This is a genomic window from Planococcus sp. VCh962 (assembly GCF_057748275.1).
Map to the genome: position 1 here is coordinate 515,466 of NZ_JBYLHS010000002.1, position 13,093 is coordinate 528,558.

Here is a 13,093-nt window from a genome sequence, read left to right on the forward strand (position 1 = left end):
CGAAATTATCCAGCATGATAAAAAATATTCCTGGTGGGGCTCTACCATTTAAGCTTCATTAATGTGTCCGCCAGTATGTGCCTGTGCGCTTCGGCGATGTTCCAGCCCATAATTTCCTGCCTTAAGTTTTCTCTTGTTCCAAAACCTTTGACAAAACCATTCAAACGGGCAGCAAACATAGAATTTACCAGCAATTCAGGGTCTGGATAAAATATTTCCAATTGCTCTAAAGCTTTCGGATAGCGCTTCAGGTAATATTTCTGATGGCGTTCTTCTGCAAGCGTAAAGTGTTTATAAGAAGCGATTTCCGTCTCGATTTCCTCCCCAAGCTCCGCTTCCATTTCTTTTTTCACCCGCTCAATTGTTTCAGCCTGAGCCTCGCTGTGATAATGCAACAGCGAGATATATTGTCTTCCTTTATATCCGTCCCTGTTCGGATAATGATTTCTCCAGAACTGTTTTAGGACTTCCTCATAAGGGAGGATTTCCGGGTTGAAATCAATTTGGATTGTTTCGGTATGGTCACCCATTCTGCGGTACGTGGGTTCTGGAGTCGTGCCTCCTGAAAACCCGACCCTTGTCCGGAGGACACCGGGCAAACTTCCAAATCGCGCTTCCGGCCCCCAGAAACAGCCCATTCCAAAGCTTGCTGTTTCTACATTCCTTAGTTGGTCCTCCCTCTCCTTTTCCAAATCCATAATCGTAAGATATCGTTCCATCGCTGTTCCCTCCAGTTTTATTTCAGTAAAACATACCCGGTCAGACATAGAAAGTTTCAATGTTTTTGCCGGCTGAAATAGTAGGCAAACGGCACTGAATTTTATTAAAATGAAGGCAAGAAGCTGTCCATTAATTTTGTTAGCGAAAGTGAGTGATGACCATGAAAAGCCGTAATAGAGAAATCATTTCTTACTTCCAGGAACTGGATCGGCGTTTTTTCATGGATTCGCATAAAGAATTGGCGGGTCTGGATGAAGCCCTTCCTATCGGATTTGAGCAAACGATTTCACAGCCTTCCCTTGTCCTTGAAATGACGCTTGCCCTGGACCTTCAGCCCGATTCGAAAGTGCTCGAAATTGGTACAGGATCTGGATTTCAAACCGCCTTACTAGCCGAATTTTCAGCGGAAGTTTATACAGTTGAGCGCATTCAGGAGTTGCATAGCCGGGCAAAAGAGCGGCTCGCTGAAGCAGGTTTCACCAATATCCATTTCAAACTTGATGATGGCAGTTTCGGATGGGAAAAATTTGCTCCATATGACCGTATTATGGTCACGGCTGCCGCTTCCTCAGTTCCCGACGAACTGGTGGAACAGTTAAAGGTTAACGGAAAAATGCTGATACCGGTCGGTTCTTCTGCTATGCAGGAATTGACACTTATTGAAAAAGATGAAAATGGCAATGTAACTTCCAAAGTTTTAAACTATGTGAGATTTGTGCCGCTGAAAGGAAAGTACGAGTAAAAAAGGCTGCGCTTCAACGTCGGGATATCTCCGCCTGAAACACAGCCTCTTCCTTCCCGCTTTTAACGCCCAGTAAGACGGTAAAGCGAGAGATCTAATGAGTCCGATTGGATCAACTCAAGCAGTGGGGATGAGTCCCCATTGCTTGATGCTTTTCTTTATTTAAATCCACCCTCCGGCACCGCTCGGCGCGGACGAGCGGTGACGAACCATTGGTAGCAAAAAATGGTGATCAGAACCGCATCAATGGCATCGCCGCCATAATACATCAGCATGCCACCTGCCTCCGCTTGGCTTTTCGAAACCGTTTCCGGCGGATTGGCGTAAAGCAGTTTTGCTAGAATCCCATGTCCCGCAAGCGCCGCTACCAAAACGGCCGAGCGATAAAAATAGCTGACTTTATGTGCCACCAGATCTATATAAATGATGGAAGCGGTAAATAGATAGCCGGCAGCAAAAAGATGGAAATGTACAAGCACAAAAATCAGTAAGTATTCGTGCATCAAATAGAACAAGTCCGTAGTATACAACGCAAATAGCCCGCCTATATTCAGCATTGCCGCAGTAATGGGATGGCCCATAAAATAAACCGGCCTGCTTTTTAATAGCTTCACCACTTTTCTTGCTGAAGCTGCCGGCAGTGACTTTAACAGGAGCGTTGCTGGTGATGACAGCACCAGCAGCAGCGGAGCCAGCATACCGATCAAGAGATGATTGAACATATGTGCAGTGAAATCGCTATGGGCACGGGTGGCGAATGGTCCTATTAATGCGGCCCCAATAGCCACTACACCAATAACCCATAAGAAAGTCCGATACAGCGGCCAGCTTTTGTATCTCTTCCTTGACATGACTGCCGCATTCACGTAAATTACGACAGCTGTCAGCAATAACAGTGCTGTCCCGAATTCAGCAGCGGTTAACTCGGGCTGCAATCCATGTTCCATTTAACTGCCTGTCCTTTCCGGAAGCTTGCGTGTTTTCCAGAGCAATATGCCGCCGATTGCCAGCAGGATGAGTGCAATAATATTCCAGGCCACGTCATATGGCAGAATGTCGACATTATAGCGGATTTGATGCAGCTTCAGCAATTTGTGCTGGATTGTCCCATCGTATAGCTGGAAAGCACCGGTCCCGAAAAACACACCCCCTGTCCATCTCTGCAACCATAAGGCGTTCCTTCTTCTCAAGTCCGCAAACAGGAAAAGCGAGGCAATTGTGGCAAACCAGCTGAATGCATGAAACAAGCCATCCGAAACCAAGCCGATATTACTTGTTGATTGATCGTAAAAATGATGCCAATGCAGAAGCTGATGGAAAACAGTTTCATCAACAAAAGCTGCCAGACCGAGCCCGAAAAGAACACCTGACCACAAATTGCGTGTTGCGTATAGCTTGCGGTTTTTGCCATTAACGAAAGCCCTCGCATCTTCACTAGTGGCGAACATGAATACCTGCCCCCTTTACCCGAATGCCTTCTTTCGATTGGAATGAATATTTTAACCATTAGTATTGTTGGAAAATGATACCCGCATTTATATCACTTAAAACCTGCAAGCCTTAATTGTTGGAATTTTCTATCTATAATTCTATTTTGAGCGTATAATTAAGGTAACTGGAATGGATAGCTAATCATCCGGTCTGGAGGAGCATTAAAATGCTACAGTCTAAATCGCCCCAAACGGAAATTGGCGGTTATATTTCCTCCTTGTTGCGAATGCATTTTGGCAAAGGGCCGACCTCTGTATTCGTCACGATCAAATTTCCGTTCATCTCAGCTCATATAAGAGGTTTTTTAGGTCCGACTGAAAAATCTCTGCTTAACCAAAACCAAAGACAGCGCGTTTTAGAAACCAGGGATATGGTAATGAGTGAACTTACGCCTGAAATCAAGCTGAATTTTTGGGGCATCGGAGAATTTGATGTAAAAGAAATTTATGCGGATTGGCATCCCGAAAATCATTCAGGTTTGATTTTGGCGATTTTGCATGAGGACTCAGATCCTCAGGACTTTGAATGGCCGGCTGAAATTGACCATGAGAGTTTTGATAAAGAAATGGTGGAGATGAGCATCAAGGGGCAAAAAGAACCCCATAAAACTGAATCCTACTGGTTAGACAATCGGACAGTATTAGTTAAACGTGTAGGGATTTTTGTCCAAATTGAAAAAGAATTGATTAAAAACGGTTTTTGGGAGCAGCTTAAACTCGCTAAACGACCCTTGGAATACCGGCTGGTGAATGAATCCGAATTATGGAAGATTATAAAACGAGAAGTTCTGGAGACTTTTGTGGATTGGGATTTTCAAGGAGACAAGGGTTATATGGTTTTAATCTTGGAAGCAAGCAACACTTCAAACTAACAGGAAATCCCCGCCTTCTTTTCCAGGCGGGGATTCTTTTTGGCCTTTATGTATTTTCCGGCTCCAAAATCAATATGATATATCCTTTGTCTTCCTCAAAATTCCAGTCTAAAAAGACTTCATGCATATTTCTCTTTAAGGTCGGCTGAAGATCCAGCTGTTTCAGCAACCGTCGCTCTAACGGCCTTTTCACCAGCTTAAGCTCTTCAATAAATCCAGCTTTAATCAGTTCTGTTTCGATGTGGATAAAAATTCCTGATCGTTCAATTAAAATGGTCCGGTTATTCAGCCAAAATGTTTCAATCCGATCCGGGATCTTTTGCGCTTTTTCAGTAAATCCCTTTATCGCTTTTTGAAACTCTTGCTGTTCAATTTTTTTGGGCCATTCCAGTGCCTGCTTCCCTGATTTGGATTCAAAAATTGCGAGGATTAATCCTGTCTGTTCTTCAAGATTCCAGTCTGCATACATTTCAGTAATCCGGAAATCTCCTATTTTTAATAACTCTAAACTAATCTCGGCTCTTAAATCGTTCATCAGTATATCCCGCGTTTCGAGCACACGTCTTAATTCATTTTGTTTTAAGAGGATTTTTTCCGTCGGCGCTAAGAATCCACGGAGATGGATCACGATGAAAGGGTCAGCAACGGTTACATAAACTGACGAAGGTCCTTTCCCGAAATAATCCCGCAGCAAAGTGGAGATATAACTGCCCACTTCTCTTTCTATTGTTTTTTCTCTTGCCATACCTATCTGCTCCTTTGTTCCGGAAAAAGTACTCATCTTTATTTTGAGGATTTGAAAATTGGGGATGTAAAAGCCCTTTAGCAATAAAAAATCACCTGTACGGTGGATTTTTTTGTTCAGATCCTACTTCAATAGCTTGAAAAGCCTTGGAAAGCCGTTCAGCAAAATGTTCCGGCCGCTCAAGCGTTTCCAAGTACATGCCGACGATATTCGGGTTTGCAACTTGCCATTGCCGATACGTGTTCGGCAGCGGCATATCATGCTCAATCAGTGCCAGCATGAATATCCGGCATTCATCCGGCAACAGGAAAATCTCCGCCTTATTGAAGGCAGAACCGTCATCTTGCATTTTTTCAAAAAAGATATCCATTTCGAGCGTACAGCTAAAACGAACCTCATCTACTTCTACCTCAATCGTCCTGCTCTTTATGACCTTATATTTTCCAGCTGTCTCTTTTACTTCAGAACCCATGAGAGCAGCCACTTTTTCTGCTATTGCTTCTTTGTATTCCATATTGACCTCCTTCTCAAAGCAAAGTTAATCAATGACAATCTGTATGGTGCGGCAAAACGGACATTGGACATACGCTTTTTCCTCTTCGAGCCGCGCAATGTATGAAACAGAATCCGTAAACTCTCTCTTTTCAACCGGTGTTTCCACAAAGCCACAGCGGTCTCCGGCATATTGTCTTTGATGGATTTGTTTGTGCTTGTGGTCAACGAAATATTGCATACACCCAGCTCCTTTTCGAATAAAAGACGAAAAAAGCCGAAAAGAATCCCTAGGATTCTTTTCGGCTTTGTTATCAGCGCTATTGTCTGAAACACGACACCAAATTATAAAGTTATATAGCAAGTTAAATTATGTTCATTCAACAAGGATTTTATTATTAAAAGTAAATGATCGGCACAAGTTGGAAACTCTATTGTTTTCCAAGTAAATTCATTTTACATTACTTTTCCAGTACCGTAAAGAAACTTTCCTCCTAATTTGTTAAAGGATATGGAAACCTTCCAACTGAATCCTTTTGATAATTTGATCTTCATCAATTTGGTTTTCATCATAGGTGATGGTGATTCCGCCTTCTTCAACATCTATAAGTGCACGCTCCACTTCATCCATTTCCACTAAAATTCCCTCTAATGCTTGAATGGAATTTTCAGATGTCGCTTCTTTTACAGTAACAGTCATGGTAGCCATAAAATCATCCTTTCGTATATCCGTTTCTCTAGTCTATACCCGAAAAACAGATCGATAAAAGAGATTTTATTCAGCGGCTAGAACTCCATCTTTAATTTCCCTTCTTCAAGCACCAATTTCGCACTGAACTTCTTACCATTTTTTGATACAAATCCTTTAATTACCGGCGTTTTCCCTTTTGTGCATAAATACTCGATTTGTTTTGCAGTGAGCCGCTTTTTCAGGAAAGTCGCCGGAAATGACTGTTTGCATCCATTGGCGTATTCAGTGCAGCTGTAAAACCCTTTGCGTGACACAATCATGCCTTTTTTGCACCGTGGACATAGTGCAATTTCATCCTTTGCATCCGGTGTAGCCATCTGTTCAGGCAAACCGTTTTTCTGCATCTGCGCCGGCACTTCATCCAATAATTTGCGGATGAATTTGCCGATTGTTGCAAGAAAAATTTCCGGCGAGCCTTCCCCTTGGCCTATTTTCTTCAGGTAAGTTTCCCATTTCGCCGTCATCGACGGACTAGACAATAAATTCCCTTCAATAGCCTGGCACAAGATACGCCCTTTGCCGGTAATCGAGACAATGTTTTTATTGACTGTAATGTATTCATGCCGCTTGATGGTCTCGATGATTCCACTGCGTGTCGCTTCCGTTCCCAATCCTTCGATTTCTTTGAGGATTTCGGTGTCTTCCACATCATCGACAAATTTCCCGCATGTTTTCATCATGGCAATCAGCTGGCCTTCGGTGTACGGTTTCGGCGGAGTAGTCATGCCTTCTTTAATGGCAATGTCGCCTTTCACCGGTTCGTGGTCCCGGAGTTCCGGAAGAGAAGGTTCCTGCTTTGCTTCTTTGGCTGGGGGAAATAGTTCTTTCCATCCCTGTTCGAGATCGGTCTTGCCGGTCGTGAAAAACGGCAGACCCTGTACATCCGTCGTTACTTTCGTTTCGACATAGCGGTAGTCGCGATGGAACATTGCAAGTGTCGTGCGCAGCACTTCTTCGTACAAATTGCGCTCATCGTGAGCAAGTCCTTCAAGTTTACGGGCAGTCGGAATTGTTTTCGTCGGGATGATGGCATAGTGTTCCTGCACTTTTGCGCTGTCGACAAAGCGCTTTTTCGGTGCTTTTGACGCCACCGGGAATTCTGCGCCGATCAATTGCTGGTACTTCTCCACCTGTCCTGCCAGGTAGCTGAATTCTCCCGGTGTAATGTGCTGTGCATCCGTACGCGGATAGCTGACAAGTTTTTTCTCGTACAAGCCCTGCATAACGGACAGCACTTTTGCCGGACTGTATTTCCACTTCCGGTTGGCGGCGGCTTGCAAGGTGGAAAGCGAATGAAGCAAAGGCGGTGACACCCGCTTTTCCGTCGTTTTCAGCTGGGCCACCACACCATCCGCTTTTTTGGTGATTTTGTGTTTAGCCAGCAGCTCTTCCGCTTCTTTGCGTTCTTTTGCTTTGATCTTCGCTTTCCCTTTGTATTTGCCTTTCTCGGCTTGAAAGACACCTTCGATTTCATAGAACGGTTCCGGCACAAACGCTTCAATTTCCTTTTCCCGCTGATAGATCAGGAATACAGTAGGCGTCTGGACTCGCCCGATGGCAAACACTTCACGAATCCCTTTTTCCTGAAGCAGCAGGGAATATAGTCTGGAGCCGTTCATGCCAACCAGCCAATCACTGATCTGGCGGGCTTTTGCCTCTTGGTACAACAATAAGTCCTGGCGATTATCGCGCAATTCCTTAAAGCCTTTGCGCACTTCATCAACTTCAAGCGAGTTGATCCATAAGCGCTGGATTTTTTTGCCTTTAGCCCCTGTTTGATAATAAATGCTATAAAATATATTAGATCCTTCCCGGTCCACATCACATGCATTAATGACGGTATCGGTTTGATGGATAAGTTTTTTTATGATGCCAAATTGCTGCGCTTTTCCCCGTGCCACTTGAAATTGATACTGCTCCGGCAGAATCGGCAAAGCCTCAAGTTTCCACTTCCCCCATTTTGGGTCATAGGCTTTCGGTTCTTTCAATTCCACAAGATGGCCAATTCCCCATGTGATATATGCCCCTTCAGGAAAAATCGGGTCCGGAGCCACTTCCATATATCCTTCACGTTTTATGGTCTTGAACGCTTCGGCATATGCTTTTGCCTGGCTTGGCTTTTCAGCCACTATAACTGGTTTCATATATTCCGTCCTTTCGTTCTTCCTTTCCTTATATTGTACCCTTTCACGTTGAAAAACATAGCATTTTGATAACTCTCCTGTATCGTTATACTTTTATATCTTTTCATCTACCAGCATTCCTGAAAACTTATTTTTTATCGCCTCTTTATCTCCAAAAATCATAATCCGGTCCCCAAGCTGCAATCTTTCTTCCAACAGTGATTTGCGCAAAATGATATTTCCCCTTTTGATGAACAGCAAGTGAATATCATCATCCCTCAAAATCATTTTTTCACATGCCTGGTTTGTATACTTCGAGTCTTCTCTTATTTCAACCTCTGCTACCATATCGTTTTCCTTCAATGACAGCGCGGTTCTAAGAGGCCAGTCTTCCAAATCATATTCTTCATCCATTTCATGTTCAAATTTATTAGTCAAGAACGTTGAAATGCTTTTATTCTTTAATATCATCAAGACAGCGAAAAAGGCAATATTAACGGCGAACAGCAGATTTATGCGCAAATCATTGGAAAGGATGGATGCAATCGATGAAATCATCACAGCAAGAGAAAAATACCCGAATAAAATAACAGCAGCGCTAATCCTTCTTCGAATCGGATGATCGATGATCAATGAAGACTCATCTGTAGTGAATCCCGTGGCTGTAAGCATAGATATGACTTGATAGCGGGCGATGGGTTTTTTTAGGCCAGTGGCTGCAAAAAGGACAACTGCGATCTCAATAACCAGCCACATAATGACAGAGTATAATAGGATGAACAAGATTTCCGTCATATTAGTTCCTCCGTTCCCAGCATTAAAAGTAATATTCCCTTTCCGATAAATTTAAAATCCTCAGCACAAGAAAATCCTGAGTAGTATAATAAAAAAAAGTTTTACTATTTCTTTAAAATGTTGCTATTCCCTGAACAGTTGCCTCTATGTTTTAATAGAATATCAAGGTTTTACGAAGATACCCGGCTGCCTCAAAATCCGGGGCGTTCTACAGAAAAGGATGAGGAGCATACTATGACAATTGATAGCAAAACTGCTTTGCTTGCAGGAGCCAGTGGATTGGTCGGTACTGAATTATTGCATATACTGCTGGAAAGTCCGAATTATGAAGAAGTAAAGATTTTTGTCCGAAAACGGCTGGAAATCAAACATCCAAAATTAGAGCAAGTACTGGTTGATTTTAACCGGCTTGAAAATTACGAAGAATATTTTAATGTAAACGATATCTATTGCTGTCTAGGCACCACTATCAAAAAAGCCGGCTCAAAAGAAGCCTTCAGGAAAGTGGACTATGAATATCCATTAAAGATGGCCGAGCTGGCGAAAAAACACAGCGCTAAAAATTTCTTGATTGTATCAGCGCTTGGCGCCGATCCATCCTCAAAAGTCTTTTACAGCCGCACCAAGGGGCAAGTGGAACAGCAGCTGAAAAACTTGGATTTGCCCGCCCTGCACATTTTCCAGCCTTCACTTTTGTTGGGTGACCGAGAGGAGTTCCGGCTCGGTGAAAAAATTGCCAGTTTCTTGGCTCCGGTGTTCAGCCCTCTTTTGTTTGGAAAACTGAGGAAATACAAACCCGTGAGCGCACGGCGTGTGGCTTATGCGATGTATCAGATCGGCCAGACGGATTACAGCGGCCATTTCACTTATCCATCTAACCGAATCTATGAAATCAGCCGTTCCAAAACAACACCACAAAAAAAATGACATCGGGAAATCCGATGTCATTTTTTCATTTCACGCCAGGTCCAATATTGTTAAGCTGTCCGGTTCATAACTCTTAGATGTCCGGTTATTTCTTCGCTGCCGGCACGTCTTTCCGGATGACGTCAAACAAGCCTGCGCCGATGATATCCAGCGCTGATTGCATACGCTCGCTCGAAATATTGTCTTCAATGGTATCTTCCGGCGTATGATAAACTTTTTCGATATGGTATACAAGTGGATCCCAGCTGTCTATTCCCATCCAGATGAACAGTGCTGCCGGAATACCCGCATTATGGAATGGCACGTGGTCGCTCGATCCGAACTGCCCAGGCAAAATATCTGAATTCCCGAGGCGTGCTCCAGCTGCCACTGTGGAATCTGTCACAATATTTTTGCTGCCATCAACTGTCATGGCATATAGGTTTTTAGCCTGCTCGTATTTCGTAGCTACCATATCTGGATTGAATACCGCTTCTATATTATCTCTTTCCGGCTGCGATAACTGGTCGACATAGTACCTTGCGCCGAGCAACCCTCTTTCTTCCGAACCGAATGCAATGAATTTCAAATCTTTATCTGTGTTGTAACCTTTGAATACCCGAGCCAGTTCCAGCATCAGCCCTACACCTGAAGCATTGTCGTTGGCCCCGGGAGCCCCGACTACGCTGTCCATATGTGCAGTCAATAGAACTTCTTTATTATCCGCTTTTTGGTTCTTCGCTTTTTTCGTGCCGATCACATTGACCGACTTCAAATCCGTATAACGGGCAGCAGTAAGCTCAAGCTTCACCGCTCCTTCTTCTAGCTGCTCTTTCAGCCACTCGCCCTGAACATAAGCCGCCCCGTATACCGGAACGTCGTAAGATGTCGTTAAGCTCGGATTGAAGGTGGAACCGTAGTTCCCACGGCTTCCCACTACACTTTGAAGGATGACACCCGCAGCTCCTGCTTTGATTGCATTATCGACTTGGATGCGATAATTGGCTGTTGTAGATTCTCTGGTCAAAAGAACGATTTTCCCTTTTGTTTCTGCAGGGAAATCAGATGGGCTTAGGCCCCCTTTAACATAAATGACATCTCCTGAAACGGCTTCAGCACTTATTTTCCCATTAGGTGCAGCTCCCATTTCCCAGGCTGTCCCATCTTCAAAAGAAACCTCCGCAATATACTGATCTGCTACCGGAAAATATTGGTACTCCACATCGTAGCCATAGCCTTTCAAAGTTTTGGCTACATAATCTGCAGCTTGCTTTTCCGCTTCAAGCCCGCCTGGTCTTGAACCGATTTCTTCCGACAGATAGCGGACGTGCTCAATAGCCCGTTCAGCTTCTACACGCTTCACTATTTTCTGATCTTGAGCCGCATTATTTGCAACCGAAACACTGCCTGCTTCTGCCACAGGAATGGCGAGCGGCGAAGCGCTAAACACCAATGCTCCTGCTAACGCATAACTTAAAATGGATTTTTTTATTTTAGCGGGCTGGCTGTCATTCTTGAATAAAAATTTCTTCATTATTTTCTAACACTCCTTTAGAAATTTTATAGTTGTACGGAAAAAGCAAATGCATAAATTTCAGGTTCCTGTTTTCGGACATAAATATGGCATTATTCTTCGGACGGACGTGTGGTTTGCGTGGCAAGTGTATCCCAGAATGAAATATCAGCGTCTGCAATGGAACCGTCCGCTATCGCCTGCACTGCCGCATCAAGTGTTGTAATGGTCTGCTTAATCAGGTAGCCATTGCTTTTCTGCCCAAGGACGTACGGTTCGTATTCATGGTCGGACATACCTCTCATTTCAAATAACAGCGTTGAAATGCCATATTCTACAGCAATTCCGTTGCGGCTGATGGTTTCTGCATCGCCTCCGCTGTGTTTGGCGATATGGCCCCATCCTGTAGGGTCAACGGCATTAAAGACTACGGCGCCAAGCTGTTTGGATTTCAGTAAAACGTCCGGATCAACATTGGGAGTAGTCGGATAAAGAATAGATCCTGACACAAGCTTGCCGTCCCGCTCACTCTGTGTGCCCTGATGATGAAGGTCAATCATGTAATCAATATCGTATTTGCGCATCACGTTATTATGGAGCGCCTGGGTTTCCGGCTGTATTTTGTTGACGTGGTCGCGGTTCAAATCCACTTCACGGGCATTATAGCGCGTCAAATGGCGGTCGCCACTGGCCACATAATCCTCCAAAGAAAAATCGACATCTCCCATCGCTCCGTCTGCGTTGAGCATTGGCACAATCAGGATATTGACTCCGTCTGTAACCCCTTTCATTTTCCCTGTCCCTAAATGCTTGATAAATTCAAGAGCACCTTCCGTAGTCAGCTGTTCGTTGCCATGCTGCTGGGTCAAAAACAGGATGGTGGGATTTTCAGGATTGGTCAAATATTTCACTAAATATAGATCTCGCCCTTTAACGCTTTGGCCGATTACTTCCAGTTCCATATTCTTTTGTTTTGCTTCCTGTTTCTTTAAGAAATTTACCATTTCATCATATGTGTGCAAAATTGATGTGTTGATGGTTTCGTTGCCGCCATACCCTGGACCATTACCAACAGCTTCTGCCGTAGGGGCTGTAAACGGCGAAGCACTCAGCATCAGCGCCCCGGCAACTGAAAATGCCACCAGCTTCTTCCTTGCACGATTCTGTTTCCCATCCTTCTGCTTTGTGAATCCGTTAACCATTCATCCACCACTCCCTCTGGTTTTATAAAAATTTTCTGGTTCTGGATGCGCACAAAAGAAATGAACAAGCTGTCCCTCAGAAAGTTTCGCATCCCTAAGGGTTATTCATTTCAAGCTTTGTAAAATCCTTCTAGAAAATCCAAAACAGGAAGATAGTTTCGTAATATTCTATTTATTTGAGTCATTAGAACTAATTAAATTAATGAAGCATCCCATCTAAAAAACCATCCGTCTCTGAATTTCAGAGGCGGATGGTTTAAGTAACTAGTTATTATTGGGCAATAGATATATCTGCCTGCAATTCAATCTCCACATTGCCTTTAATTGCCCGGCTAATCATGCAGGATGACTCTGCTTTTTCAGCAAGTTTCCGAGCGAGGGAAAAATCTTTTTCCGATGCTTCTTTGCCCAGTACCAATTTTGGTCGATGGATGATCTTTTGATACGTAAAAACGCCGTTCGTAACGTCCACGATGCCTTCAGATTCCATCGTCAGGGATTCCTTGTTCAGCTTGCTGCGCTCCAACATAGCCGCTAACGTAATGATGTAGCAGGTCGCTGCAGCTCCCAGCAGCATTTCATCGGGATTCGTCCCAACTCCGGGTCCGTCCATTTCCGGCGGAATCGAAATTTCGGTTTTTAAGTTGCCTGCTTCGATTTCTCCCACATCATTGCGAAGCCCCGGCCATTGCGCTGTTAAATGAAAACTGTGTTTTGCCAATTTCCTCTCCCCTTTGCGATT

At 44.0% G+C, this 13,093-nt stretch carries 15 protein-coding genes; 3 read left to right on the forward strand and 12 right to left on the reverse strand.

Annotated features, from left to right (window positions below):
- Positions 1 to 41: 41 nt before the first annotated feature.
- Entirely contained in the window at positions 42 to 719 is a 678-nt protein-coding gene (gene msrA, locus AC3AQ9_RS09910; RefSeq protein WP_488307306.1) for a peptide-methionine (S)-S-oxide reductase MsrA, read from the reverse strand.
- Positions 720 to 880: 161 nt separating this feature from the next.
- Here msrA and AC3AQ9_RS09915 point away from each other — a divergent pair, with 161 nt between their 5' ends.
- The gene (locus AC3AQ9_RS09915; protein WP_488307307.1) at positions 881 to 1,462 is read left to right on the forward strand and encodes a protein-L-isoaspartate(D-aspartate) O-methyltransferase; all 582 of its coding nucleotides are present in this window, start codon (positions 881 to 883) and stop codon (positions 1,460 to 1,462) included.
- Between the two features lie 158 nt (positions 1,463 to 1,620).
- Here AC3AQ9_RS09915 and AC3AQ9_RS09920 read toward each other — a convergent pair whose 3' ends face one another.
- Positions 1,621 to 2,409 carry a cytochrome c oxidase assembly protein gene (locus AC3AQ9_RS09920; protein WP_488307308.1) on the reverse strand — a complete coding sequence of 263 codons (789 nt, stop codon included), beginning with the start codon at positions 2,407 to 2,409 and terminating at the stop codon, positions 1,621 to 1,623.
- Positions 2,410 to 2,910 carry a DUF2243 domain-containing protein gene (locus AC3AQ9_RS09925; protein ID WP_488307309.1) on the reverse strand — a complete coding sequence of 167 codons (501 nt, stop codon included), beginning with the start codon at positions 2,908 to 2,910 and terminating at the stop codon, positions 2,410 to 2,412. It lies immediately after the preceding gene.
- Positions 2,911 to 3,119: 209 nt separating this feature from the next.
- Between AC3AQ9_RS09925 and AC3AQ9_RS09930 the strand changes: the two genes are divergently transcribed.
- Positions 3,120 to 3,824, forward strand: coding sequence for a Na-translocating system protein MpsC family protein (locus tag AC3AQ9_RS09930; RefSeq protein ID WP_488307310.1), 705 nt, complete (start codon positions 3,120 to 3,122; stop codon positions 3,822 to 3,824).
- A gap of 46 nt (positions 3,825 to 3,870) precedes the next feature.
- On the opposite strand, the gene AC3AQ9_RS09935 is transcribed toward AC3AQ9_RS09930, so the two are convergent.
- The 6 genes from AC3AQ9_RS09935 to AC3AQ9_RS09960 form a co-directional block, all read right to left on the reverse strand.
- Positions 3,871 to 4,569, reverse strand: coding sequence for a Na-translocating system protein MpsC family protein (locus tag AC3AQ9_RS09935; RefSeq protein WP_488307311.1), 699 nt, complete (start codon positions 4,567 to 4,569; stop codon positions 3,871 to 3,873).
- A gap of 91 nt (positions 4,570 to 4,660) precedes the next feature.
- Complete coding sequence (locus AC3AQ9_RS09940; protein WP_488307312.1) at positions 4,661 to 5,083, reverse strand: DUF1259 domain-containing protein; 423 nt, start codon at positions 5,081 to 5,083, stop codon at positions 4,661 to 4,663.
- A gap of 24 nt (positions 5,084 to 5,107) precedes the next feature.
- Positions 5,108 to 5,302, reverse strand: coding sequence for a hypothetical protein (locus AC3AQ9_RS09945; protein ID WP_488307313.1), 195 nt, complete (start codon positions 5,300 to 5,302; stop codon positions 5,108 to 5,110).
- A gap of 261 nt (positions 5,303 to 5,563) precedes the next feature.
- Positions 5,564 to 5,770 (reverse strand): heavy-metal-associated domain-containing protein, encoded by a 207-nt coding sequence (locus tag AC3AQ9_RS09950; protein WP_488307314.1) that lies wholly within the window; start codon positions 5,768 to 5,770, stop codon positions 5,564 to 5,566.
- A gap of 77 nt (positions 5,771 to 5,847) precedes the next feature.
- Complete coding sequence (locus AC3AQ9_RS09955; protein WP_488307315.1) at positions 5,848 to 7,956, reverse strand: type IA DNA topoisomerase; 2,109 nt, start codon at positions 7,954 to 7,956, stop codon at positions 5,848 to 5,850.
- Between the two features lie 93 nt (positions 7,957 to 8,049).
- Positions 8,050 to 8,730, reverse strand: coding sequence for a TrkA C-terminal domain-containing protein (locus AC3AQ9_RS09960; protein WP_488307316.1), 681 nt, complete (start codon positions 8,728 to 8,730; stop codon positions 8,050 to 8,052).
- A 234-nt stretch (positions 8,731 to 8,964) separates the two neighbouring features.
- Here AC3AQ9_RS09960 and AC3AQ9_RS09965 point away from each other — a divergent pair, with 234 nt between their 5' ends.
- Complete coding sequence (locus AC3AQ9_RS09965) at positions 8,965 to 9,657, forward strand: oxidoreductase (protein WP_488307317.1); 693 nt, start codon at positions 8,965 to 8,967, stop codon at positions 9,655 to 9,657.
- Positions 9,658 to 9,742: 85 nt separating this feature from the next.
- Here the strand turns inward: AC3AQ9_RS09965 and AC3AQ9_RS09970 are convergent, their stop codons facing one another.
- The 3 genes from AC3AQ9_RS09970 to AC3AQ9_RS09980 all read right to left on the reverse strand — a co-directional run bounded on the left by AC3AQ9_RS09970 (position 9,743) and on the right by AC3AQ9_RS09980 (position 13,072).
- Entirely contained in the window at positions 9,743 to 11,170 is a 1,428-nt protein-coding gene (locus tag AC3AQ9_RS09970) for a M20/M25/M40 family metallo-hydrolase (RefSeq protein ID WP_488307318.1), read from the reverse strand.
- 92 nt (positions 11,171 to 11,262) lie between these two features.
- Complete coding sequence (locus AC3AQ9_RS09975) at positions 11,263 to 12,264, reverse strand: M14 family zinc carboxypeptidase (protein WP_488307576.1); 1,002 nt, start codon at positions 12,262 to 12,264, stop codon at positions 11,263 to 11,265.
- 358 nt (positions 12,265 to 12,622) lie between these two features.
- Positions 12,623 to 13,072, reverse strand: a complete 450-nt coding sequence (locus tag AC3AQ9_RS09980; protein ID WP_488307319.1) for an OsmC family protein — start codon at positions 13,070 to 13,072, stop codon at positions 12,623 to 12,625.
- Positions 13,073 to 13,093: the final 21 nt, after the last annotated feature.